Origin of the sequence: Bacteroides sp. AR29 (assembly GCF_900217715.1) — a bacterium.
In the GTDB taxonomy this organism is placed as follows: Bacteria; Bacteroidota; Bacteroidia; order Bacteroidales; family Bacteroidaceae; genus Bacteroides; species Bacteroides uniformis.
The window spans coordinates 133,945-159,575 of record NZ_OBMS01000006.1 but is presented as its reverse complement, the minus strand read 5'-3'; the positions used below and the strand labels follow the sequence as shown (position 1 = coordinate 159,575).

Annotated in this window: 25 protein-coding genes, 3 tRNA genes and 1 pseudogene; 20 read left to right on the top strand and 9 right to left on the bottom strand. The window is 39.3% G+C overall.

Features of this window, described 5'->3' with window-relative positions; translation table 11 throughout:
- The first annotated feature begins 505 nt into the window (after positions 1-505).
- Together CSD97_RS05870 and CSD97_RS05860 are read left to right on the top strand one after the other, a co-directional pair.
- Positions 506-688: a hypothetical protein gene (locus CSD97_RS05870; RefSeq protein WP_032581841.1), complete on the top strand. Its 183-nt coding sequence runs from the start codon at positions 506-508 to the stop codon at positions 686-688.
- A 543-nt stretch (positions 689-1,231) separates the two neighbouring features.
- On the top strand, positions 1,232-2,038 hold the full coding sequence (locus tag CSD97_RS05860) for a winged helix-turn-helix transcriptional regulator (protein WP_098032110.1): 807 nt from the start codon (positions 1,232-1,234) through the stop codon (positions 2,036-2,038).
- Positions 2,039-2,112: 74 nt separating this feature from the next.
- On the opposite strand, the gene CSD97_RS05855 is transcribed toward CSD97_RS05860, so the two are convergent.
- Positions 2,113-2,664 (bottom strand): hypothetical protein, encoded by a 552-nt coding sequence (locus tag CSD97_RS05855; protein ID WP_057098145.1) that lies wholly within the window; start codon positions 2,662-2,664, stop codon positions 2,113-2,115.
- Between the two features lie 244 nt (positions 2,665-2,908).
- On the opposite strand from CSD97_RS05855, the gene CSD97_RS05850 reads away from it, so the two are divergent.
- The 10 genes from CSD97_RS05850 to CSD97_RS05800 all read left to right on the top strand — a co-directional run bounded on the left by CSD97_RS05850 (position 2,909) and on the right by CSD97_RS05800 (position 11,082).
- Complete coding sequence (locus CSD97_RS05850) at positions 2,909-3,922, top strand: DUF3871 family protein (protein ID WP_098032073.1); 1,014 nt, start codon at positions 2,909-2,911, stop codon at positions 3,920-3,922.
- Between the two features lie 301 nt (positions 3,923-4,223).
- A complete protein-coding gene (locus CSD97_RS05845; RefSeq protein WP_057098143.1) occupies positions 4,224-4,817 on the top strand; it encodes a tyrosine-type recombinase/integrase in 594 nt (197 codons plus the stop codon).
- A gap of 1,017 nt (positions 4,818-5,834) precedes the next feature.
- Complete coding sequence (locus tag CSD97_RS05840; protein WP_005837383.1) at positions 5,835-6,176, top strand: hypothetical protein; 342 nt, start codon at positions 5,835-5,837, stop codon at positions 6,174-6,176.
- Between the two features lie 76 nt (positions 6,177-6,252).
- Positions 6,253-6,645, top strand: a complete 393-nt coding sequence (locus CSD97_RS05835; RefSeq protein ID WP_005837384.1) for a hypothetical protein — start codon at positions 6,253-6,255, stop codon at positions 6,643-6,645.
- Between the two features lie 366 nt (positions 6,646-7,011).
- Positions 7,012-7,356: a hypothetical protein gene (locus tag CSD97_RS05825; protein WP_005837386.1), complete on the top strand. Its 345-nt coding sequence runs from the start codon at positions 7,012-7,014 to the stop codon at positions 7,354-7,356.
- Between the two features lie 13 nt (positions 7,357-7,369).
- Entirely contained in the window at positions 7,370-7,747 is a 378-nt protein-coding gene (locus tag CSD97_RS05820) for a hypothetical protein (RefSeq protein ID WP_005837387.1), read from the top strand.
- 17 nt (positions 7,748-7,764) lie between these two features.
- Positions 7,765-8,625 (top strand): penicillin-binding transpeptidase domain-containing protein, encoded by an 861-nt coding sequence (locus CSD97_RS05815; protein ID WP_098032072.1) that lies wholly within the window; start codon positions 7,765-7,767, stop codon positions 8,623-8,625.
- Positions 8,625-9,260 (top strand): hypothetical protein, encoded by a 636-nt coding sequence (locus CSD97_RS05810; RefSeq protein WP_005837390.1) that lies wholly within the window; start codon positions 8,625-8,627, stop codon positions 9,258-9,260. Before CSD97_RS05815 ends, CSD97_RS05810 begins: the two co-directional genes overlap by 1 nt.
- A 23-nt stretch (positions 9,261-9,283) precedes the next feature.
- Positions 9,284-9,931, top strand: a complete 648-nt coding sequence (locus CSD97_RS05805) for a hypothetical protein (RefSeq protein WP_032595166.1) — start codon at positions 9,284-9,286, stop codon at positions 9,929-9,931.
- A gap of 230 nt (positions 9,932-10,161) precedes the next feature.
- The gene (locus CSD97_RS05800) at positions 10,162-11,082 is read left to right on the top strand and encodes a DUF4595 domain-containing protein (RefSeq protein WP_005837392.1); all 921 of its coding nucleotides are present in this window, start codon (positions 10,162-10,164) and stop codon (positions 11,080-11,082) included.
- Between the two features lie 147 nt (positions 11,083-11,229).
- On the opposite strand, the gene CSD97_RS05795 is transcribed toward CSD97_RS05800, so the two are convergent.
- A complete protein-coding gene (locus CSD97_RS05795; protein ID WP_005837394.1) occupies positions 11,230-12,888 on the bottom strand; it encodes a recombinase family protein in 1,659 nt (552 codons plus the stop codon).
- Between the two features lie 72 nt (positions 12,889-12,960).
- On the opposite strand from CSD97_RS05795, the pseudogene CSD97_RS05790 reads away from it, so the two are divergent.
- Positions 12,961-13,188 (top strand): annotated as a pseudogene (locus CSD97_RS05790) (N-acetylmuramoyl-L-alanine amidase); the annotation flags it as partial.
- Here the strand turns inward: CSD97_RS05790 and CSD97_RS05785 are convergent.
- From CSD97_RS05785 to CSD97_RS05755, 7 genes are all read right to left on the bottom strand, one after another.
- Positions 13,178-13,717 carry a UpxY family transcription antiterminator gene (locus CSD97_RS05785; RefSeq protein ID WP_005836131.1) on the bottom strand — a complete coding sequence of 180 codons (540 nt, stop codon included), beginning with the start codon at positions 13,715-13,717 and terminating at the stop codon, positions 13,178-13,180. The pseudogene CSD97_RS05790 and the gene CSD97_RS05785 overlap by 11 nt on opposite strands.
- Before the next feature lie 164 nt (positions 13,718-13,881).
- On the bottom strand, positions 13,882-16,278 hold the full coding sequence (locus CSD97_RS05780) for a polysaccharide biosynthesis tyrosine autokinase (RefSeq protein WP_005836133.1): 2,397 nt from the start codon (positions 16,276-16,278) through the stop codon (positions 13,882-13,884).
- 45 nt (positions 16,279-16,323) lie between these two features.
- Positions 16,324-17,154 (bottom strand): polysaccharide biosynthesis/export family protein, encoded by an 831-nt coding sequence (locus tag CSD97_RS05775; RefSeq protein WP_098032071.1) that lies wholly within the window; start codon positions 17,152-17,154, stop codon positions 16,324-16,326.
- A 38-nt stretch (positions 17,155-17,192) separates the two neighbouring features.
- Positions 17,193-18,596 (bottom strand): undecaprenyl-phosphate glucose phosphotransferase, encoded by a 1,404-nt coding sequence (locus CSD97_RS05770; RefSeq protein ID WP_005836137.1) that lies wholly within the window; start codon positions 18,594-18,596, stop codon positions 17,193-17,195.
- A gap of 502 nt (positions 18,597-19,098) precedes the next feature.
- Positions 19,099-20,025 (bottom strand): site-specific integrase, encoded by a 927-nt coding sequence (locus CSD97_RS05765; protein ID WP_022401528.1) that lies wholly within the window; start codon positions 20,023-20,025, stop codon positions 19,099-19,101.
- A 144-nt stretch (positions 20,026-20,169) separates the two neighbouring features.
- A complete protein-coding gene (locus CSD97_RS05760) occupies positions 20,170-20,754 on the bottom strand; it encodes a cyclic nucleotide-binding domain-containing protein (RefSeq protein ID WP_005828036.1) in 585 nt (194 codons plus the stop codon).
- Positions 20,755-20,808: 54 nt separating this feature from the next.
- A complete protein-coding gene (locus tag CSD97_RS05755) occupies positions 20,809-22,152 on the bottom strand; it encodes an MATE family efflux transporter (RefSeq protein ID WP_005836251.1) in 1,344 nt (447 codons plus the stop codon).
- A gap of 228 nt (positions 22,153-22,380) precedes the next feature.
- Between CSD97_RS05755 and CSD97_RS05750 the strand changes: the two genes are divergently transcribed.
- The 7 genes from CSD97_RS05750 to CSD97_RS05720 all read left to right on the top strand — a co-directional run bounded on the left by CSD97_RS05750 (position 22,381) and on the right by CSD97_RS05720 (position 25,591).
- Positions 22,381-22,470 (top strand) — tRNA-Ser (locus CSD97_RS05750).
- Positions 22,471-22,473: 3 nt separating this feature from the next.
- Positions 22,474-22,546, top strand: a tRNA-Lys gene (locus CSD97_RS05745).
- A gap of 15 nt (positions 22,547-22,561) precedes the next feature.
- A tRNA-Glu gene (locus CSD97_RS05740) sits at positions 22,562-22,633 on the top strand.
- Positions 22,634-22,732: 99 nt separating this feature from the next.
- The gene (locus CSD97_RS05735; protein ID WP_005828038.1) at positions 22,733-23,146 is read left to right on the top strand and encodes a hypothetical protein; all 414 of its coding nucleotides are present in this window, start codon (positions 22,733-22,735) and stop codon (positions 23,144-23,146) included.
- 95 nt (positions 23,147-23,241) lie between these two features.
- Positions 23,242-23,889 carry a DedA family protein gene (locus CSD97_RS05730; protein WP_005828039.1) on the top strand — a complete coding sequence of 216 codons (648 nt, stop codon included), beginning with the start codon at positions 23,242-23,244 and terminating at the stop codon, positions 23,887-23,889.
- A 28-nt stretch (positions 23,890-23,917) separates the two neighbouring features.
- Positions 23,918-24,565: a DUF47 family protein gene (locus CSD97_RS05725; protein ID WP_005828040.1), complete on the top strand. Its 648-nt coding sequence runs from the start codon at positions 23,918-23,920 to the stop codon at positions 24,563-24,565.
- 12 nt (positions 24,566-24,577) lie between these two features.
- Complete coding sequence (locus CSD97_RS05720) at positions 24,578-25,591, top strand: inorganic phosphate transporter (protein ID WP_005828041.1); 1,014 nt, start codon at positions 24,578-24,580, stop codon at positions 25,589-25,591.
- Positions 25,592-25,631 lie beyond the last annotated feature (40 nt).

Sequence of the window (25,631 nt, the reverse complement as noted above, 5' to 3'; positions counted from 1 at the left end):
AAATCAATGTACTATTAAAACACTAGTAGTACTACTGTAACCACTTATCTAGCTAATGAATCTGATACTCTAGAGGACACAAAGACAACCGGGTAACTGACTGCCTTTTTTTATTGCCGTTTTTTACCTACTAATCAAGTTATATAGCACCTACTTCAATATATCCGCTAGTCGCTAATATACAACCATTTAACTATCTATTCCGAATATCGCCTATCCGTCAATAGCCATAAATATAAACTATTGACAAAAGAAGTGCATAAAGTCACTATTCTTGTCTGTTAGCTTGCTTACAGAAGAAAATAACGGCAATATAGCGATATAGGTAAGCTGGCTATAGAAAGTATTCCTTTGATTAGGTACACCGTCCAGAGGTGAGTATAATCGTACAGAGATAAAAAGATTGGAATTACCACGAGCAGGGGTATATCCAGAACTGCCTAGAGTAATTCAAGCACTATAGATTTTACAGTATATAATGAAACCAACCTAAAACAATTCAATTATGGAGTATTACACGTTTGAACAATTAAAGGAAATGGCTTTCAAGGATGGCATTACCGGCAATAAGGTAGCTGTTGGTATATGGGCTAAAATGAACGGCTTTCTAAAGAAAAAGAAGCAGATAAACAAGCGTAGAATTACATTCTACTTTAAACTGGATGATTGGCAACCTCAAAATGTATAACAGCCAAAGCCTTTCTATAAGGCTGCATCAAAAACAGCACATAATACCTATTCCGGCATACATATAGCCAGCCAGATAACACAAGGAAGTAAATTACAGATGTTTTTTAAAGATAGTCTTAGTGAAGTGGTACTAAGGAAAAATGAACCGTAGTCTATGGGAAATTTGACACCAAGTATAGGGGAAAAATGATACTCTATACATTACTACAATACTAACATTACAACTTAGATAATTCAGTGCTTCGCACTTCATTATCAGATTTTGAGCTTTCGTAGATAAGTAACTAATAACAAAAACGTAACATTATGATGATATACAACAACAGACTGTTCAATACCAGAAAGGAATTGAAGCGGTATCTAGGTGGGACACGTAAATACAACAAGGCTCTGAAAAACGGAGAGATTTATAACATATACCAAGAAGAATCAAATAACCAACCGTTTGCGCACAATGGAACAACAATATACGACACTGACAAAAGACATTAATAATGTAGATAATAAAGATGCCATAGTATATGCCTATATAAAATCAAGGATGAATTATAAAACTTCCATTGCGGATAATGTTACAGAAAAGGAGATTTCCGAAAAACTAGGCATATCATTAAGCACTGTAAAAAGAAGCGTTGAAAGGCTAAAGAAGAATAAGAATCTTATTGATAAAGTAATAAGTAACAATGTGATAGCAGAGGGAAGCTACAAGACGTACAATAAATATCATGTGGCAAAATGTAATGAAGACTTCTTCTATATCTATAACAGTTTCTTTAATGATGATATGAACATAGCAAAAGCCAGTGAACGAACTAAATTAAAGAACTTCTTGCTTAAATTAAAGACAATATGTAAAAAGGAAACGAACAAGTATATAAGTGAAAGTCCGTATCTGGATGGGCTTAACAAAACGGAACTTTCTAAAAAACTGGGCATTGATACAAAGACATTAAATAAATATCTGGAAATGGCAGTCAATGCAGGACAGATAAAATATATAACTAATGGTTTGCTGATACTGAACAAGTCCATTATTCCAGATTTTAAGAAAGATGATACAGATACAAGAATCTATCATATTATTTATGACTGGTGCATTGATAACGGTGTTGTTCCACCAGACAGAAACGATGAAATAACAGTAATGGAAGATGGCAGTGTCAGAAGAAGAAACAGATTGCTTGCTGAACTAGCTTGTAAACTGGTTTATATGAAAGATGAAGAAATTAGGAGTTTGCTAACTAATAGAATAACTTCCGAAGAAATAACTTTGGAGTATATAGCTAAAGTGCTGAATATAAATAACAAGAAGAAAGAAGATATACAGTATTCCGTCATGCTTGACTAAACTAGCTAATCACCTATATACAGTTTAGCTAAAAGTCAAGAAAACAGATATATAGGGCATCTTATAAAAGCTCCTTAATAGCATAAGTACAAATCACTTTCTTCATGCCTTTTGACGATATCTTCTTTTCTTAAAGAAGAAAAGACACTATCATAATGTTTAATTAAAAGTCTGACAGAAAAAGGATTGTCTGGTTCTCCTATGAGTAAATCCTTCTTTTCAATATCCCAGTAGTCATGGCATCTATTAGAATTTACAGGTATTTTTCTTTTTCCGTTTTTTTTCTTTTCCATTTTCGCACTGGGCATTCTAACTAATTCAATTTCTTTTTTCAATTTCTTTATTGCTTCTATAAATTGAATAGAAAAACAGTCTTGGGCTTGAGTAATTGTACGTATAATCTCATATACTCCTAAAGTCCAGAACCAAGAGAGGAAAGAAGCCTTCCCAATATATTCAGAATTTATTTTTAAATCAGAAAAGCCTTTATCCAAATTTGATAAAATTTCAATCCCTGTTGAATTTATCCAATTATTTCGCTCCGAAAGAAAAAAAGAAAACTTCAGTAAGGGTTCTCTTTCAAATATTTCTTCTTCTGTTGGGGCTATTAAGCATCTTTTCTCCATTTTTTGAGTATTGATATTATTTTTAATGATACAAATATACGAAATTCATTGAAAAAATGTCCGAATAAGAGTTTGTTCATATTTCCATCTTTGCTTTTAACTATATTTTTACGTCCCTCGCCATTAAAAAGGTCAGTAGCTAAAATATTACATAGTGACTGGCTCTCGTGCCCACAACCCACTTAGTCCCCCTCTGTATATTGATATAAAAAAAGAATTATTAATCATTTAAACTTTTATCAATATGAATAATTTAGTTATCATGCCAACAGAGAAAAGAACTTTGAATTTAGGTGAGTATGCAGAAGAAGCTACTATAATTGTGGAAGAAACTGCAAAGCCTAGTGTTACCTTTTTGGAAGCCAATACAGATTCTATCACACTGGAAGAACTTGCAAACAAATGTGTTGTGCCTACTTGGGCTAACTTGGAATCAACCATTTCACACCAAGACTTTATTTCTTGTGTGCATGAGGCTGCAAGTTCATTCTATGCAGGTGAAAAGGTGAGCTTTCCCGAAATACGAGTTTCACACATAGTACGTGGCAGAATACCGTCCGCGCTTGGTAAGAAAGCAAGTGAACTGTTAGAATGTGAAAAGACACAATTCTATCAAAGACTTGCTTTTGCTTTTACTGTTCCAACCATTTTTGAAACGATAAGAGGACAAAAACTTGAACTGTGCATAGGTGGGGTAAGAAATTACAGTGACTTGAATCTGTACCGTTCTTCCAAAGGCTTAGAAAAGTTTTCCGTCTTTATTGGCTGGAGAATGAGAATTTGCTCTAATCAGATTCTTACTGGTGAGGGTGTGAGGTTCAACATGGAAGTAACCAATATCAATGAACTTTACAGAAATGTACTGGAATTGCTTAACGGCTTCAATGCTGCCAAAGAAATACATTTGATGCAGACATTATCAGATACTTATCTATCTGAAACACAGTTTGCACAAGTGGTAGGCAGAATGAGAATGTACCAGGCACTTTCACCAGCAAGACAGAAAGCAATACCAAGACTTCTAATCACTGACAGCCAAATAAATAGTGTGTGTCGTGATTATTACACAAATGAAGTATTTGGAGTGAAAGATAATGCTATATCCCTTTTTGATTTTCATAATTTACTCACACAGTCAAACAAAAACAGCTACATAGACAGCTATTTACAACGTGGGGTAAATGCTACAGAGGTAAGTGTTGGACTGAACAATGTATTGCAAGGACTGGATAATAAATATTCTTGGTTCTTGGGCTAAGCTAATCAATGAGAGGACATCTACTTATTAGGTGTCCTTTCTTTTTTAATAACTTAAAAATACTACAGAATGAATGATAATGGAAAACTAGTACTATGGAGCATACTAGTAGTATTGCTACTAATAATAATTGGTGTTATCAATCCTTTTTTATTGATACTGATTATATCTATCTTTATTTATGTGCAATCTTAGTTACACTTTCTAATAGAAGTGAAAGTAATTTGATAATCAGACTATTACAGAATGATTTCCGAATTTACTTTCACTTTTATAGTTAAACCTACAAAATTGAAACAATATGAGTTTGAAGAACAGTTATACAACAAGTGACTGCCTACAGTGGGACAGTGCCACAAATTTAGTGAGAAAGTTATATCGAGATAAGAACTATAGGATAAGCCTGCTTGTTGGGTGTGGCATATTTTTTGGTTTACGCATCTCTGACCTATTACAACTTACTTGGGAAATGCTTTTGAGTAATGATGCAAAATTTACCATTACTGAAAAGAAAACAAGCAAACGTAGGGAAGTGAGAATTAATAAGGAGTTTCAGAAACATATCAAAGACTGTTATACCGCTTTGGATATTCAAAACTTGAATGAGTTCTGTTTTTTATCGGGAAAAGGCAGGAACAAGGTCTATTCTATCCAGTGGATAAACATTGTACTTAAAGAGCTGAAAAGCAAGTACAATTTAAAGATAGACCATTTCTCTACCCATTCCCTTAGAAAGACTTTTGGCAGGAAAGTGTTTGAATCTTCTGAAAATGCTGAATTGGCTTTAGTTAAACTGATGGAATTATTTAATCATTCAAGTGTAACCATTACTAAAAGATACTTGGGACTTAGACAAGAAGAACTGTTAAATACTTATGACTGTTTGAGTTTCTAATCAGTGGGACAAAGTTTGAAATTTCTGTTGTTATCATACCATTTTCAGAAATAGAGAATTTTGTCCCGTTCTCTAATATACAGTAACTTTCAAAAACTGCAATGTAAGAGAAACTGTAAATAATGGTTATATATAAATCTGATGGGACATGATTCCAAGCCAAACAGATTGCGATAACGTAGCTAATTTCTCACTGATGCAAGCGTAAGAAAATTATCTTTTAAAAAAGGCATGATACGGCTTGTAGCTTATAGTATGTTGATTTCTCGGAATTATTTATAAGCATCGAACAGCCATACTAATCTGCAATATCAGAAAAACAGCTATAATGTTTATAACTGATAGTAGGTATGAGTTTTAAAAATTATCGTCTTATATGCCCACTTCTAATTTTTATACCGCTATCAAGTTATATAGATTAGATACTGATTTTATTGATTATTTAGTTAGACTGTAAACCTATATACCTTGTATATAATAGAAGATATTCATTTTTCAATCTGTAGAAACTACGGGTACTTTTTTGGGGAAGAAATCTTCTTATAGTTCCCGTTCAAAAAAAGTACCTGCTTATGCAATTACAAAGAAAAGAAGCTGATACTACCTAATTACTTACTACAGATATGTTTTGGAACACTTGAAACTGCATTTATCAGCGTTTTAGCTTTAGCTATTCAAAACCTTTCGCTAACTTTGCAGCAATTTCAGAGGTCTTAATGCGTTAAGACACTGAAAGGACATATTTAACGAAAGGTGTTATTGAGATTATCTTCTATAATCAAATCTCGCAAATTTGAAAAGGAACGAAGATGATAACAATAGCACCACACTGTAGCTATATCTGCTCTCATATTTTTATGTGGGCTTTTGATATTGTCTATTGGTGTGGGATGCTATTGTTTTATCCGTTCCAAGGGCAATGCGAGAGCCTGATTATAGGATAAGACAAATATAGTTCCCACACCTTATTTTTTATCCGCTTTCTTCGGGGAATTTGGGAAGCATAACAATTTTATAATGAAAAAAGTATTGATTTTGATTTGTGCTTTCTGTATGTCTGTAACAGAACCTACAATCGCCTTAACAAGAGAAATCTTGATTGCTGAAAATATGCAACAAGGAAATTGGGAAGAATTAGGGAAAGTATCTCTCAAATTCCATAAAGAGGGTGGAAACTATATGGGAATGTTTTCAGAAGGTATATTGTATGTTCGAGTTATTGGTGAACGAGCATTCTATAGGGTGAAAATAGAAACCATGTACGAGGTTAAATTCTATTCTGTTGCTGTTGGTGAATATGTTGTTGAGGGAAAGAAATATAATGCAAAAGTAGCCGAGGACTATTATTTTAATATCTAAATTCTTGTCAAAGGCATATCTTACCTATTGGTTATTATTCACGAATTAAAGAAATAAAAAAACAAGTAATACAATTATGAAAAAGTATTTATTAGGATTATTGTTACTTCTCGTTTCATGTGGAATAGGTAAAACCTATCTATATGAATTAGACTTTACGGAAGATAAAGATAGAAAATCGGGAAATATATTCAATGTGTTCGTACATGACAAAAAAGGTAACGCTTTTGATGGAACAGCATGGTCAAGTGATGGAAAAACCCTATCCATAGAAGTAAACAATGGTATTCTTGTTTGCTTAAAAATGTATTATGAAAATGGCCAAATAGCCACATACAGTACATTGCAACAACGTACTTGTTATGATAAGGATGGAAACGAGATAAGCGAAACAGATTTTAGAGCAGGAATAGATTCTGAAACTTTGTCACGTATGAGGATGGCTTCAATGGAGTTAGAAAAAAGATAGCTTAGATAACAACGTAACATGATTCAAGCCAAAGTTATATATAACTAAAATAGTTAAGCATGAACAAGTTAAATACGTGCATATTGTTTTTTACTATGATATTCCTTAATACTACATATATATTTGCAGACATTGGTAATCGTGGTAGATGGGATAACGGTGGAACTTCTAATTTTGGGATGTCCTTATGGGGACTTTTCGGCATTATTGTAGGAGGATTCTTAGCATATTGCTTTATTAGAAATGGTTTAGAGAATGGATTCAAGGATAAGGAACTGAACCAAACTGGGTGTATGTCAATAATTGCTACTATTGTTGGATTATTGGTTTTAGTATCTATGTGTTCACATTAAATAGAAGTATGGTATGAAATTCAAAGTCTTAGCATTCATATTAATCGCATTCAGTATCAATCTATATGCTGATGAATACAAGTTTGATTATGCAGTTATAGACAATGAGAAAGTAACGACTGTAAGTGCTTCAAACATTACAGCTCATCTTATTAGTGAATCTAAAGCCACTGTTACTTATAAAAATGAAACCGTTACTCTAATATCTAAAGATGGTTACGAATACAAAGGCTTTGGTGAAAGTGGAGTGGTAATCGTTTCTAATAGAGTGAATGGTGTATTAAGTAGAATTACCATAGGAGGAACTTTTAGAGGACAAACCGTTATACTTGTTTATAAGCGGATTAATAACAAATAATATCTTGATAATTATGGATATTCTCAAATATATTGTATGTCTGATTATTGCAGCTATCATTTATTTCATAGTCGGGCTTATTGCTTGGAATATTGTATGTTCATGGGTTGATATATCATCTTGTACATTGGTGGAAATTAGTAATTATAGAATATACACATACTCTGGAATAGCCCTTATTTCCGCAATTATAGCTGAAATAAGAGCAGGAATAAAGAATGGACGTGATATGGATGGAGCATGTACGATTCTGTTTATCACTGGATTTCTTGCATTTATGGCTAATCATTGGGAAAGTATGTGGGATAGTGTCGCTGTTATCCTAACTATTTTATACAATATTATAAATATTGCAATAATGGCATATTGCTTTTATAAGAGTAATGAATGATATTTACATAAACTACCATGAAAAATACTGTTATCCTTTTAATTAGCATAGCTACATTCATAGCTTGCACTAAACAAAAAGTAAAACAGGTTTCTACCATAGACAGCACTTTACAAGTAAGAGTTGATTCTATCCTGCAAAATAAGCTGTCCGAACTTAATGCTACAATAGGGCAAGCTATTGTAATGGAAGCACAGACGGGAGAAATTAAGGCTTCTGTTGGTTCTGATTCCATTCTTCAAGAATCGGGATTAGTGCGTACCGCTTCACTTTTGGCAGCATTGGAAACAAAGGCAATCAAATTATCCGATACGATAGATGTTGGTAATGGCATTTTAGCCATTGGCAAAGATACATTGTGCGACCATAATTGGCATAGGGGTGGATATGGGAAAATCACAGTGGAACAAGGCTTTGGAGTAGCATCCAATATCACCAACTACAAAATAGTAAAAAAGGCATTTGAGAACGGACAAGTATTTGCAGAAGCACTTGCAAAATACGGTTATCAAGTAAAAGACACAAGTCTTGTTTATAATCCTTTGGGATATGGCATTCCCACCACTCCATTACAGAACTTGACTTTCTTTAATTACATAGCTAAAAGTAAGACTGCCATAAAAGAAGCATTGGAATACTCTGTTTCTGATGGATTAGCCAAGCCTGCCCAATCAGATAAAGTAAAAGTAGCCGGAGCAACGGGAACAATTCAACTTTCAAATGGTGAATATGCCGTAGAATTTTGCGGTTACTTTCCTGCCGATAATCCGAAATACAGTATCATTGTTTCCATTAATAAGAAAGAAATACCTGCAAGTGGTGGACTGATGGCAGGTGATGTTTTTAAACAGATTGTTGATATTATGAATGAAAGATAATGAGAAGATTGCTATTTATCATTATTGGATTGCTTGGTTTAGTGGCTTGCAAAACAGACAAAACACCAGTTCCGCAGGATTTTGAATGTTTCAACCAACCACGAGTTTTTATCAAGTACAAACAGCCGATAAACGGATATACTGTTAAAGTTATGTGTATGCCCTATGAATGTTATGACAAAGAAAGAGAAACTGAAATATGGGGTAGCGCATTGCTATGCTTTGAAAAAGAATATAGTAGGTTCTATGTTTATAATGAAAGTTTCTCCGATAGCATTCTCTACTATGTCAATAAAGAGTCGGTCAAAGATGGGTTGGTTTTGAACATAGATTATTTGCCCAAACAGAAAGATGAATATCTGTCAGAAAACTCCCCTTTCTTCTTTCAAGACTTGGATTTTGACGGCACAGAAGAACTTGTAATCAATAATTGGAGGCAGTCAATAAGATACTGCAATACTTATGACGTTTACCGAATAGATATTGGGGGAGCGGAACTGATAACCACTCCACCATTTTACAAGATTAGCAACTATATGACAGAATTTGATTCAATAAAGAAAACAATAACAACAACAGAAGGGACAGATATAAACGGGAATATTGTCTATAAGACATATAACCTCAATAGATAAAGATGATTATCAAAAGGATAGAAATGAAAAAGACATTGTTTATCGTTATAGGATTATTAAGTTGGACTGTTTGCAAGGGACAGAATCAGACAGACTTAGAAAGAATCTCTGTCCCATTGGGATTTGAGTGCTTTAATCAGCCACATATCTACATAAAGTACAAGCAACCGATAAACGGATATACAGTAAAAGTAATGTGGCTGCAAGATGGCGAGGTAGGTAATGCCCTATTCTGTTTAGAGAAACAAGGAGTACAATATTACTACTTTGCGGAGAAATGGACTGATAAGATTCTATATGATAAGGGTAACACATATCCAAACAACACCGTAATAGAGTTGGATTATACGGCTAAATTAGAGAGTGAAGAATATCTTTCGGATGATTCTCCTTTCTTCTTCTCTGATATTGATTTTGACGGAGAAGATGAGTTTGTTATCAACCGCTATAAAAGTGGTTCAAGAGAATCAAATGCCTATGATGTGTACGATGTTACTTCATACGGTTATTTTATACGGAAAACAGAAGTACCATTTACAGAATTAGAAAATGGGCAGTGCAAGTTTGATTCAAAGAACAAGGCTATTGCTGTTTTCGGTTCTAATGGCTGGAATAATACTATCAATCATACCTACCAACTAAAAGGTGAAAAGTTTGAATTGGTAAAATAGCACCATACACAAAAAGCCAACCTACCCATTATAAACAAATGGATAAGTTGGCTTTTCAGTTCTGAACAATATCTATTGCCAATAAAACTATGTGTTATACAACTGTATTCATGATTGCGGAGAATACCAAGTAATAGGAACAGATTTTCAGCAGGTAGATTTTTAAGAAGATATAGCTTTATATACCCACTACTGATTTCTATACCGCTACTATATTAAAATTAAAAAAAATGAAAACATTTAGATTAATTGGAATGGCTTTATTAGCCGTAGTAATGTGCGAGAACTTCACTTCTTGCAGTGATGACGAAGAAAAACCTACTAAAAATGATGATGGTGTTATTACCAATCAGAAACGACTAATGGAGATTAAAAAAACTAATGCAGAGGGTAGTCTTGAAATATATACATTCTCATACGATAGCAAAGGCCGATTAACATCTGTTACTGACAGTTGGAACGGTAAAGAATATACTACTCGTTTTACTTGGGGGAATAATACTATTATGGGAGATGGCGATTCTGGCGAAAGTACTTATTTTCTGAATAATAATAATTTAGTGAGTAGTTTCAATACTATTATCCAACGTATAAATAACAGTAATCCAGAAAATACCTATAATTCATCTAATCAATTAATCAATACCTCCATAAGTAGATGTACAGCAACTTATACTTGGAATAATGATAGGATTACAAAATGTTTTGTTGAGGATAAATTTTCCTATAATCAATATTGGGAATATACTTATAGCGGAAAAACTTGCAAAGGTTATTTTCCTCTTTATACTTATAATCTGTTCGGTGATGATTATATTTTTTTCGCACATCCCGAACTGATAGGTATGCGTACTAACCAACTGCCTGAACAGATACTCATAAAGGGAACTGATAAAGGCGAATATGACGATGATTATTATCAAGAAACTTGCAAATCTGAATATACTTATGAAGATAAATTTGAATTTGACTATACTCTAAATAAAGACGGGTATTTGGAAAGTTGTACTATAATACACACAGATGTAAATATTATTAAACAATCATTTGCAGATAAAAATGGTGACGGTGTTATTACTGATAATGAAAGAAATGTAACAGAAACCGATATAGATACTACTATTGTAAATTACTCCTTTAAATGGGAGTAAAGTCCAATTAGGATATAAAAAAAGCCAACCTACCCATTATAAACAAATGGATAAGTTGGCTTTTTCAGTTCTGAATATAAGCAATTATATACTACTATTGAACATACTACCCACCTAGGTAGTATAGTACCGTATATAGTAGTAGGGCTACAACCCTCTTTCTTTTAGTGCTTTCTTTCTGGCTCTGTATTCCCTTTGTCTTCTGGCATTTTCTGCCTTATGTTCTCGACAATATTTTTTATTATACTCTGAACTTTTCTCCACGTTTCTAGGAGTTATAAACCGCCTTTCATAGCACTTTATTTCTTCCCCTTTGGAATATCCGTCTATCAGTGAAAACACTTTGTTGGCTTTGGTATGCAGTTCAAATCTAAGCGGTTCGTTATTATATGGTATATAGATAGAAATATTACACTTGATAGTATTAATTCTGTCAATAAATGCGTATTCTATAGTTTCGTGTATAATCTCAAATCTCAATTTATCATCCGTAATATTAGAAACGTCCAGTTCTTTAGGCTCGTCCACTTTAATCAGCAGACCTTGAATCTGTTCCCTTTCCATATAATACTGTGACAGCATTTTTCTTTCATCAGCCAATTTGCCACCTAGTTGCTTGATAATCCCTTTGGCTCTGTCAATGCTCATAGTTCCGTCCAGATAAGCACTGTCTTCCACCTTGGTTATTCTGTTCTCAATATCTTTCAAGTTTTTTTCGGAAGTGGCAATCTTATTATCGTATTCTTTCAGTTTCTTCTGGTAGGCAATTCTATCTTTAGTATTACCAGTGATTAGCTTACTAAGGTAAAGTCCCGAAGCGACACGCCACAATATACTATCCACAATATTTATTTGCACCCATATCCCTTTATCGCAATTCTGGCAGTGATAGGTGTTGTTATTTTTCTTGGCTACCATAATACTGCCACAATAAGGACATCTAAGCAAACCTTTACCAAAGTAATAATTATCATATTTCTTTTTGGGAAGCAATATATTGCCCTTGGCAATCTCCTTACACTTGTTTATCATTTCTATGGTAACTATCGGAGGATAAACATTACCTTCTGTTTTTAATTTGTTCAAACCACTAGAACTGGACGGTTCACCCGCATAGGCTATATTTCTAAGCGTCAAACTAACAAACTTACAAGCATAGGTTCTACTACCTTTTCTAATGATACCTTGTTCTGTCAGTTCTTTAGCCAATGAATTATAGCTGTAATTACCAGTAAGATACATATTAAATATTTTTCGTACTACACTGGCTTCTTTTTCGTCTTCCACTATCCTACCATTATCCACCTTATAGCCATATAGCAACCATCCACCAGTATAGATAGACTGTTTACGGTTAGCATCCTTGGTACGTTTCCATCTGGCTAGCTTGGTTCTCATTTCACTTTCTGCCATCTGGCTGAACAAAGTAAATACCATATCTGCCGCCTCATCTACAGTTCCATCATCTTTTAACAGTCTGATAGAGGGGTTCTTTACTATAAGCTGTACCTTTCTTTCAACCAGATAATCCAAGACACTAAAGTTTATCTTCTTCTTTCTGGCGATACGTGATACTTCCCAACAATAGACACAATTTATTGTATTGTCCGATTCTATCAGTTCTTTCATTCTGTTAAGTCCGGCACGCTCTTCTTCTGGCAGTTTAATACCAGATTCTTTCTCGCAAATAGAAATAATATCTTCTGGCTTGTAACCGTCCTTGACAGCCATCCGATAAATCTCCTTTTCTTGTTCGTCAAAGTCCTGCACCTTGGTAGATACTCTTACTAATAATATTGCTTTCATACTATCATTTACTAATCAGATGCAAATATACTAATATAAGTAACAAGATATTCAAATATAGGTAAAGAATAGAACGACAAGAGCATCGGCATCTGCTATGAGGGCGGGCTCAACGAGAATGGTGTCCCTGCCGATACACGTACCTATGCGCAGAAATGCTCTTTGCTCGACTTGCTCCGGCAGCTGAAGACCGACTATCCCAATGCCCGTATTTCAGGGCATCGGCAACTCAGTTCCTCTATCCATAAGGCTTGTCCTTGTTTTGACGCCAAAAGCGAATACGAGACAATTAAAAATTAATTCTCTCCACGTATCCTATCGGCATGTCCACATGTGCGCAGCCCAGCATATCCAGCCGGACTGCCACTTTGCTTTTTCCCCCTATCATGACCAGTTCTCCCTCCAATCCGGCAAGGGGGCCTTTTATTACTTTCACGGCATCACCTGCTGCCAGAGGTGTACTGCAAATCTCTACAGCCTCCGGGCTATAATCCAGCATAAAGCGGAAACGTTCCATCTGTTCCTCGGGAATGACGGCGGGACGGCTTTCACCGCGCAATACCATGTATCGACTGATAGCTTGTAAGGTAAGCGGCAGGGGGCGTTCCTGCGGAGTGACATGCACGAAAATCATCATCGGGATGACCAGGCGGTCCACTTTCTTGCGCCGGTCGCTCCATTGGCGTATTTCGCTTTGTATGGGTAGGTAGCATTCCACTCCCATAGCTTTCAGCCGTTCGGCAGTCTTCTTTTCCAGACAAAACTGCACGTATGCCACCAGCCATTGGCGACGAGGAATAATATGAGGGGTGATATCAGTATGGTTCATGTAAAATCCTTTAAAGGTGTATTTCTATGGTTCATAAATAGTTGAGGTTCGGGCGCGCTACGCGGTCGCCTGTCACATTGGAGGGGCGGGGTTAATTAAAAATTAGAAATTAAAAATTAGACACTCGATTATTTACTCTCAACTCTTAATAGCTAGTCGCTAACTCAACTGTATCCGTATTTCTTACCGTAGCCGTAATACTTTCCGTATTTACCATAGCCGTAGTAATAACCGTATTTTTTCTTCTTCATATCGATTCCGTTGACTACTGTGCATAAGTTGGGGAGGCGATGATGCTCCTGAAGCTCGTTGATGAGCTGGTAATCAGTCTTATGCGTATAATCTGCACGACAGACGTAGATGCTGGCGTCCGCTACGCGCGAAAGGATGAGCGTGTCGGTCACCATGCCGATAGGGGCTGTATCCAGTACGATATAGTCATATTCTTTGCGTAATGTACTGATGGTGTCTTCCAGTGACTGGCGTGCCAGTAGTTCCGTAGGATTGGGTGGGATGGGACCGCCCAATAGCAAGTCAAGGTTGGAAGTTATGCCGGAAGGCTGTATCAGCGCATGCAAGTCCGTAGATTGAGGAGCAGCAAGATATTGCGTGATTCCCTTTTCTTTGTGTGAAAGATGGAATATCTTGTTCAATCCCGGTTTGCGTATATCCAATCCTACCAGAATGACCTTTTTGCCGAGCAGTGCCAAGCTGACGGCAAGATTGGAAGCCATGAATGTCTTACCTTCACCGCTTATGGTGGAGGTGACGAGGATTACTTTCTTGTCCGGGTCACCCATGATGAAGAGCAGGTTGGTGCGCAGGCTACGGAAAGTTTCTGCCATGATATTATTGTCGTTTTCGCGGACGGCGATAGTCGGTGTTCCATTTTTACCAGCATCGGTAAGAGGTATGTCACCAATAATGGGGACGGTTGTAAGCTTTTCCACGTCGGTGTGCCCTTCGATACGAAAACGGAGTAGGTTGAGGAGGTAGATGATGCTTATGGGGATGCCTATACCGATGACAAGAGCAATTATGTAAATTAGTTTGCCTTTAGGAGAGACGATACCGCCAGGGATGGGCTCTTCGATAATCCGTCCATTATTGGCGGTGGCGGCCAGTGTAATGGCATTTTCCTCACGTTTCTGCAACAACATGATGTAAAGGGTGGCTTTGATTTCCTGCTGGCGGGAAATGGTCATAAATTCTTGCTCTTGCTTGGGGGCATTGCTGATGCGGCTTTCGTATTTGCGCGATTGCCGGTCGATATTGTTCCGTGTGATTTGCAGTCCTTTCAGTACACTGTTCACCGTAGTTTTCACATTGTGGCGCATGGCTTCGATACCCGTATTTAGATTGATAATGGCGGGGTTACTTTCTGATGAAGTGCGGAGCAGACGCTTACGCTCTACGACGAGATTATTGTATTTCTCAATGGCAGATGCCAGGTTGACATCGCTCAAGCCTACATTGGCAGGGATGACTTCGTCATTATTGTCGGGGTTATTGATATAGTCGCGTAGATAAGTCACTAAATTGATTTGAGTGGCGTTTTCGGCATATTGCTGTTCGTATTTGGAGCTTTCCTGCAGGGCAAGCTGTGCATCGCTGCTGAGGTCGGTCAGACCGGCACGTTGTTTGAATGCCGCCAACTCATTTTCAGTCGTACCCAGCTCGTTGTTGATAATGCCTATACGCTCTTCAATGAAGTCAGCGCTTTTCTGTGCTACTTCATTCTTTTCGGTGTTGGTGTCTATATTATAGACTGCTATCAAATCATTGATGAAGTCAATGGCCCGCTGTACATTCGTATTCTTTAGGCTGACAGCTGCAATAGTACTAGTTTTAGAAGTAGGCTCTATGGTGAGGGCAGAACTGTAGCCAATGGCTACGGCAGTAGGTTTGCTGATGGTGACTTTTAACTTGATGGGTTCGGTCGGGATTGACAAAGAGTCTCTGCCCGAGATGGTGATTACACCGATGGGAAGCGGCAGAATAGCGGGGAGTTTGTCAAAAGACTTTTGTGCTTTCTGCTTCTCGTTGTCTTGTGTGTAACTGACTTCGGCAGACAGTTTGCCGAGTGTATCGTAAGTCAGGTCCAATAGAATGTTTTCATCCAGTTTATCTGCCTCCTCGGCAGTCATGAAGACGTCAAAGGGAGTATCTTTATAAAGTGGAATATCGTAACCGAATGGCTGTTTTTGTGCTATGTTTATATAAAGATTCAGGTGTGATACGACTTTCTTGATGAGCGTGCGTGATTTTAGGATTTCCACTTCATTGTCAAAATTGCTGGTCATGGAAAACATACCGAAATCCTGCATAGCGGCTAAAGCATTGTTAGCGCTCTTCTTATTGTCATCTTCTTTAATAAGTACAGAAGAGGCTACTTCGTATACAGGAGCCTGATAGCGTAGATAAATGAAGGCGAGAGCCATGCATATCAGTATACTTGCAATAAACCAGGGCCAGTGGATGACATATTTAAAAAAGAGGGCTTGAAAATCTGTCTTTTCCTCTTTCTCATCAAAAAGGTCATCGTATAAATCTTCTTTCATCGATATGTAGGGATTAATGATTAGCGTTTAACTTTTAACTTTTAATTATCTTGCTATCGTCACAATCAAGCTTGCCAGCGAAACGAGTGTACCTACTACGGAGAACCAGATGGTGGTGCTGTTGCTGATACTGGCATTTTTAGCTTTGGTCTTGTTTGGAGTGACATAAAGAATGTCATTTTGTTGCAGATAATAATAAGGAGAATGAAGGATATTTTGCTCATTTAGATTCAAGCTTATGATATTCCGCTGTCCGTTATTGTCTTCGCGGATAAGCTTGACGTTACTGCGTATACCGTAGACCGTCATGTCTCCTGCCATGGCGAGTGCCTCAAAGAGATTTACTTTCTCGTTGTTGATGGTAAATGTACCGGGATGGTTCACTTCTCCGATAACTGATATTTTGTAGTTGGACATGCGTACGGTGACGATGGGAGTCTCTTTGAGGTAAGGGCGAAGTTGCTCACGAACCAGTTTTTCCGCTGCGGTTTTAGTCAATCCGCCTATCTTTAATTTACCTATGACGGGAAAGTCTATCTCACCTTCATTATTGACCAGGTATTGCTGTAGGGTGGGCTGTGATGTGACATAGGTACTATTGGCTTGAGCCACATTGATAGAGGTCTGCATGGTTAGGTTGAACGGTGCCGCTGCTTGCGGGTCGCTAGTGTTGACCGTGATGTTCAACAGGTCTTTCGGCTGAATGCGTGCATCATAGAGGGTATCCTGCTGGTTTACTTCATTAATGACAATTTCCTTATAACCCTTATCTGTAAGTGATTCGTAGCTTTGCAAATAAGGTACTCTTTTATAGGATTGGCAACTTGCCAATGTAAATGCCACCATTAGGATAGTTATGCTTTTCTTGTTTTTCATCACTATGTCTTTTTTATTTTAATTCTCATTTTTTTATTTTAATAGGCTTCCTTCTCGCCCCGGACGGCATTTCTGACTGTCTTGTATATGATGTACAAATCCAATAGGAAAGTCCAGTGTTCCAGGTACCAGACATCACGCTGTACACGTCCCTCCATCTGCCAGAGTTCTTTGGTTTCACCACGGTAGCCGGTGACTTGGGCCCAACCGGTGATGCCGGGCTTTACCAGATGTCTGACCATATATTTGTCGATAAGGTGTGAATATTCTTCAGTGTGTTTCAGCATATGGGGGCGTGGCCCTACAACGGACATTTGTCCCAATAATACATTGATGAATTGGGGAAGTTCGTCAATACTGGTTTTACGGATGAAATCTCCGATTTTTGTTTTGCGCGGGTCATTGGCTGTGGCTTGTAGTTTGTCACTATCTATGTTGACACGCATTGAGCGAAATTTGTAACACCAGAATTCTTTTCCGTTTTCTCCGCTTCGTTTTTGTTTGAAGAAGATGGGGCCGGAAGAAGATAGCTTGATGGTTGTACCTATGATGATATAGACAAAGGGAAATACGGTACAAAGGAAAGAGAGGGAGAAAAAGAGGTCGAAGGCTCTTTTCAGCAGACGATTTTCCATTTGTGTCAAAGGTTCCTCACGGATAGTTAGTACGGGAATATTGCCGAACAGCTCGAAGTGCATGCGGCGATGCAGGTAATTGCGGATATTAGGCACACTGTAGAAGCGAATCAAGTGATTCTCGCAATAGTTGATGATAGGAACTATCTCATGACTGCGTGCAGAGGGTAGACAGCAATAGACTTGCTCTATATGATGTTGCTGTAAATAAGTGACGACTTCTTTAGGTTGACCTAAATAGGGGATACTTTCAGGAAAATCATTGGAGGGTAAATCGCAGAAATAGCCGCTAATGCGGAAACCGGTAGTAGGATCTCCTGCCATTTCTTGATAAAGTTCGGCCATATTCTTGTTGCTACCAACCAGAACGACAGTACGTGAATTACCTCCATATTCCCTATATCTTTTGAGAAGATACCGAAACATAAGTCTATAAACAGCAAGACAGATAAAAAATATACCATAAAAACAAGCGAAAAAGCGGAGTGAACTGGTGCCGATTTCCGCTAGAGTAGCCAGACTTATAAATAAGGCTGCGTGGAAAATCGTGTTGCGGAAAGCTCGACGTACAATTCGTTCTGGTCGTACAATGCGTTCATGCAGTATGACTCCGTTAGAATAATTGCAAAGTAGATAGACGAGATTTAATAATACCAATAACTGTGGCAATGAATGTGTAAATTCATTGCCCAGTGTTTGGTAGTCAAAAATGTGATATAGCGAGATGAAAATGATGTTCAGTAAGCATAAGTCGCCAAAGATAATGACGAACTTAATCACTTTATTGAAATGGAGAACTTGTTTCATAATTCACACTAATTCAATAGCTTTTTGCTCTCTCAATGGTATGGAAAGAGAAAAACCTGTTCATTTCTGTTTGTTTAATAATTCTCTTACTTACAAGGTAAGAGGTCGTGTTTTATTTAGAAGATAATCTTATAAATCAGCCATTAAAAGGTGTTTTACATTAAAAGACTATATATGTAATTAAAATGTAAAACGATATTTTATCTCATAATTAAATTTAATTTTTGAATTAAAAATAGATGTGTTTATGTAAATATATAAGACTGAAATACAAGTGGCTGCAATGTGTCTTATATCTATATATGAGATAAATATGAATTAAAAAATAAATCTATTTTTTACGATTGTAGTAATCTTTTTCATATCTTTGCAGCCACAAAATATATTCTCTTACCTTGTAAGTAAGAGAGTATTGGTATCCATTACCTTGTAAGTAAGAGAATAAAATTGACGAATAAAAGTACTCCTATACAAATAGGAATACTTTTACAAATTCTTGCTTTTAGGGCTTTTTCTTTTTGTTTGGATGAATTGTCGCAATCACTTTTTTATTTGCTTTACTCATCGCATTGTTGTCAAAAGAAGCGAGGTAAACATGAGTTACCTTTTCAGAAGTATGTCCTAAGCTTTCACTAATCACAGAAATGGCCACTCCTTCGTCTTTGGCAGTGGTGGCCCAGCTATGGCGGGCTACATAAGATGTTAATGGAATGCTTAACCGTAACATCTTCGAAAGTGTGTGTAAATGTTGGTTGTAGAGCCGTAAAGCACTTTTGTATTGTCTGTAACCATCTTCCCCGGTCAGTGATAATATCAGTAGCAAATAGGGGGAAGAGGCGGCTTCGTTTTTATACCTATTTATAATCTGTGCGGCATACGACTCTATATGTACGGACAATTGCTGACGGGTCTTATGGCGGTAATAATAAATGGTATTGTGCTTGACATCCGTTTTGCGGAGATGTACAAGGTCTACGAACGGAATGCCTCGTAAGTAAAAACTTAACAGAAACATGTCGCGGCTGAAACGCAAGGCGGGTTTCTTCTCCAAATCAAGATTTACCAAGCGCCGGATTAGTAAAGGAGAGATGGCCCGTTTGGCGGTAGGCTCATAGCCAGTGAATACATAGGCGAACAAATCGTCTATACTGTGTGTGAATGGAATGCCTTGTTCGGCAGCTTGGTGAGAGATGGAACGGAGCATACGCATATAGGTGGATATGGTATTATGGCGCCGCCCTTCGCCGAGCAGCCGGTCTTCGTATTGCTTGATGAGGCTGGGGGTGAGATCTGCAAAAGTGATGGAACGGTGGCCGATGAAGCGGAAAAAGCTGTTCACTGTACTGGTATATATACCGGATGTACTGTATCGTCCGGCTTGTTTTGTCCGCTGTATCAGGGAAGCGGAAAAATTATGTATAGTATTCATAATCTGAATTTTAATATTTTAAATACATATAAAACAACCTTGAGCATGAAATGATTGTATGGCAATCAATGCACGCTTAGGGGAGAAATGGTAAAATTTCTATATAAATTCAGATATGTATTCTCCGGGCAGACAGGAGGAGGGTTACAGTATGCCCGAACGTACCCGACTCAGTGTTTCGGGGGTCATCAGCAGATAGGACGCAATGTGCGACAAAGGAGCCCGCTTGATGACTTCGGGCTGATGTTCCATGAGCTGGTTATAGCGCTCGCGTGCAGTCTCAAACCGCCAGGAGTCAGCCTTTATCTGTGAAACAATCAGGGAATATTCCAGAATCTTCCGATAGAACATGTTTATTTCCCATGAGATTTCGGTAAGTGTCAGCAGCTTGTTGTATGGCAGCAGGTATACGACACTCGGTTCGAGTGCCTCAATCATGAGGTGGGTGGGTTCCTGCTTCAAGGTACTTTCTATGCAGATGATGATGCAGCCTTCATAGGAAAAGTGTTCGGTGACGTCTTTACCGTTTTTATAATAGAATTGGCGCAACATGCCTTTTCCTACAAATACGATATTATGGCTTATCTGCCCTTCATTGAGTAATAATGCGCCCTTTTCTACTTCCTTGCGAATGAGGATTTCCTCTATCAACCTTCTTCCCTCGGGAGCCATGCCTGGATAGCGGGAGTTGATAGCGGCATCTACGGTTTCTTTCAATAGTGCATCCATAAAGCCATAATTTGTTTGTTCGAGGGGCAAAGATAAGGTTTTTACGAGAAAAAATCAGCTCCGTATGAAACTTTTGTTTACCCATTTCATGCCATACCAGCGGCGGACGAAAATGAAGCCGCGGATATTCTCGTCCAACAGGAAGGCTACCCACATGCCGCAGATACCCCAGCCGAAGGGGAAGCCGAAAAGGTATCCCACACCTACAGCTACACTCCACTGCACCACCAACCCTACGTAGAAGGGGTAGTTGACATCTCCTGCCGCACGAAGGGCGTTGGTGGCGAAGATGTTGATGGGGCGGCCTATTTCGAGGAGTACATCTATGATAAGGATGGTGGCACCCATACGTATGATGTCGGGGTTGGACGTGAGCCAGCCAAAGATGGCATGCCCCGAAAGGGCGAGGATGCAGGACAGCATGACGGTAATCATGACGGATTTCTTCATGACGTATTTTCCCATAAGGAAGGCTGCGTGAGGTTTCTTCTCGCCTATCAGATGCCCGATACAGATGGCGCCGCCTTGTGCCATGGAGATGCTGAACAGATAAGCGAACATGATGATGTTGACACAATAGGTACGGGTGGCGAGCGCTTCCACTCCCAGCATGTTGATGAAGTAGGTGATGACGACTTGCGACGAGCTGTACGACAATTGTTCGCCGGCAGAGGGCAGGCCTACCTTCATCAGGTTCTTTAGTTCTATCCACGGAAAAGGGCGGAAGTATGCCGGTGGGAAACGGTGGATGTGCTTGCGGAACAGTATGACGAACAGTATAATCATGGAGACACCCCGGCTGAAGGCTGTGGAGATGGCGGCGCCTTCCACGCCCAGTTCCGGAAAGCCGAAGCGGCCGAAGATGAGGGAGTAGTTGCCGATGATATTGAGGATATTGACTACGACGGTGACCATCATCGGGTAGATGGCCTTGTTGGCACTGCGCAGGGAGGCGGAGAGGGTGAGGGATAGTGCCTGGAAGAAGGCGAAAGCGCCTACGATACGCATATAGTCCATGCCGTCCTGCATCAGTTCAGCGGTGAGCCCCATCAGCCGGAGGATGGGATGGGCGCAGGAGAACAGTACCAGGCTGACCGTGATACCTACCGCCAGGTTGACGAGGATGGATACGCCGACTACTTGCACTACTTTCTTGTGTAGTTTCGCACCGAGATACTGGGAACACAGAACGGACGTTCCGAGGTTGATGACTTCGAAAACGAGGAAAGTGAGCATGATAATTTGGTTGACTACCCCTACGGCGGCAACACTGTTGTCCGAGTGGCGGCTCAGCATGATGGTGTCCACCGCACCGAGCATCATGATGAGAAGTGTCTCTATAAAAATGGGGGCGGCCAGCTTGGCAAGCCGCTTTTTTAGGCTTTCTTGTTGTATCATTGTCCGTGTATGTGCACTATACTTTAAAAATCGCGCAAAGATAAGGAAAGGTTGAAAAGGACGGTTTGATATGTATCAAATTTTTTTTCTTGTTTTAGGGTTTGAGTGTTAACGTGTTATCTCAAATTGTATGAAAACGGTGAAAAAAATATGTAGGAAAGATTTGCACAGTCCAAAAGTTTGCCCTACATTTGCACCGCATTTGAAAAGAATGCTGGTTATAAAAAAGGAAGTTTGGGTGAGTGGCTGAAACCACCAGTTTGCTAAACTGACGTACGGGTAACCGTACCGGGGGTTCGAATCCCCCAGCTTCCGCCAGATGCACTCTTAGCTCAGTTGGTAGAGCAACTGACTCTTAATCAGTGGGTCCAGGGTTCGAATCCCTGAGGGTGTACAAGACAAATGCGAGGGTGGGTTCATCTAACGGTTAGGATACATGCCTCTCACGCATGGTATACGAGTTCGATTCTCGTACCCACTACAAAAACAAGAAAGCGGTTGACTGATGAAACGGTTAACCGCTTTTTGTTTTTCATTTTTCTGTTGTAATCCGAAAATAGTTTCTATATTTGCACCCGCTATGGCGAAATGTATATTCTATATCTTGTTAGGGTTGTTCCTCATATCGAAGTTCACTTCCGTTTCTGATGATATGGAGGGATGTAAGACACTCCCTACTGCGGATGTGCATTATTTCTCCGGAGCCCAGCACAGCTTGTCGGGGGCAGATGGCAGACAATGCCAGGAAAAAGGGGAGGACGCGAATTATAATTGCCTGGCAGATGCCGGTTGCATAGGAAATACCTTCTCATTACGGCATGCCTCTTGCTCGAAATTGTTGAGGCTTAATCCGGACTTCATTGCCGCCAAGGTTGCGAGAACCCTGAAAACTCTGCTCCCGGAAGAAAAGACAACTTCTTTCCCCTTTACTTTCCATCCCCATAAGATTTCATATAGATATTATGTATATACGCTGAGGCGTATTCTTATTTAGTACTTTCCCTTCCTCTCTTTCGGGAGCCAGAGAGATTGCCCGTCTCCCCATGCCGAGTTTTTCTCTATTTTTTAAGTACTGATAATCAATATATAATGGATTTTCTATTAGATTTTATTCTCCATATCGATCAGTATATGATTGATATAGTGCAGGAATATCATATGTGGGCGTATGCCATATTGTTTCTGATTATTTTCTGCGAAACGGGGCTGGTGGTCACACCTTTCCTGCCGGGCGATTCCCTGCTTTTTGTGGCGGGAGCTATTGCCGCACTGCCCGACATGCCTCTCGAGGTCAATGTGCTGGCTTTGATATTGTTTGTTGCCGCGGTATTGGGCGACTCTTGCAACTACATGATAGGGCATTTCTTCGGGCAAAGGCTCTTCAATAATCCCGATTCCAGAATATTCAAGCAAAGCCATCTCGACAAGACCCATGAGTTCTATAAGAAGTATGGAGGCAAGACAATTATCATAGCCCGTTTTGTGCCTATCGTCCGTACGTTTGCGCCATTCGTGGCGGGGATGGGTAAGATGCATTACTATTACTTCATGCTGTACAACCTGATTGGGGGCGCCTGCTGGATTGCCATCTTCTGTTATGCGGGTTATTTCTTCGGTGACCTTCCGTTTGTACAAGAGAACCTCAAACTGCTGATTGTGGCCATTATTGTGGTTTCCATACTGCCGGCCGTGGTAGAAGTGCTGCGTGCAAGACTGAAACAACGAAAACAAAAATAAATTAATATACTTAGTACATTTATCCATTATGAAGAATTCTTTTTTTAGCCGGTTCACACCGAAAGAACCGAAATTCTTTCCTTTGCTGAAGCAATTGTCTGAGATTTTATTGTCCTCGTCGGCTCTGTTGATAGAAATATTGGGCCATGACTCGCCTGAGAAGAGGGCGGAAGATTATAAACGAATCAAAGATTTGGAGCGCGAGGGCGATAAGCTGACCAATCTGATTCTGGATGAACTGGGCACTACTTTCATTACTCCTTTTGACCGGGAGGATATCCATGACCTGGCTTCGGGCATGGATGATGTGATTGATGGAATAAACAGCTGTGCCAAGCGTATCACTATCTATAATCCGCATCCTATTTCGGACAAGGGGAAAGAGCTGGGACATATGGTTCAACAAGAAGCGGCCCTCATCGGCCAGGCCATGGATGAACTGGAGGCATTCCGCAAGAGTCCGGATAAGCTGCGCGCATATTGCAACCAGCTGCATGACATAGAAAACCGGGCAGATGATATTTATGAATTTTTCATCACCAGGCTTTTTGAAGAAGAGAAGGACTGCATTGAACTCATCAAAATCAAGGAGATTATGTATGAGTTGGAAAAAACGACGGACGCAGCCGAACACGTGGGCAAGATTTTGAGGAGCCTGATTGTGAAATACGCATAAACGAACGGACGCATGGAACTATTAGTGATTATCATTGTACTGGCTCTGATATTCGATTATATCAACGGTTTTCATGATGCGGCCAATTCTATTGCCACCATTGTGTCTACCAAAGTGCTTACACCGTTTCAGGCGGTGATATGGGCGGCTTTCTTCAATTTTGTGGCCTTTTTCATCGCCAAGTGTGTCATCGGCGGTTTCGGCATTGCCAACACCGTATCGAAAACGGTGATGGAGCCTTACATTACTTTGCCTATCATTCTGGCCGGCGTGATTGCGGCTATTGCCTGGAATCTGTTCACTTGGTGGAAGGGAATCCCTTCCTCTTCTTCGCACACGCTTATCGGAGGTTTTGCCGGAGCTGCCATCATGGCACACGGTTTTGAGGCCATCCAGTTGAGTATCATTCTGAAGATTGCGGCATTCATTTTTCTGGCTCCCTTGATTGGTATGGTGGTGGCATTTGGTTTTACGTTGTTGGTCTTGTACATTTGCCGCAGGGCGCATCCCCATACGGCCGAGGTGTGGTTCAAGAAACTGCAGCTGGTGTCTTCGGCTTTGTTCAGCATCGGACACGGTCTGAATGATTCACAGAAGGTAATGGGTATCATTGCTGCGGCTATGATAGCCGGACATTCGGAAGGACTGGGAATGGGGATAAACAGTATTGATGACCTGCCGGACTGGGTGGCATTCTCTTGTTTTACGGCCATTTCACTCGGTACCATGTCCGGCGGGTGGAAGATTGTGAAGACCATGGGGACTAAGATTACGAAGGTGACGCCACTGGAAGGGGTGATTGCGGAAACTGCCGGTGCGTTTACGCTTTATCTGACGGAGTATCTGAAGATTCCGGTAAGTACGACACACACCATTACGGGAGCTATTATCGGAGTAGGGGCCACGAAGCGGCTTTCGGCTGTGCGTTGGGGAGTTACGAAGAGTCTGATGACCGCTTGGGTGCTGACTATCCCCGTCAGTGCTTTGCTGGCAGCAGGGATTTATTGTATCGTATCCCTTTTTTAGAAGTGCTGCCGCATAAAAAATAGACGGGTTCGTTTTATTT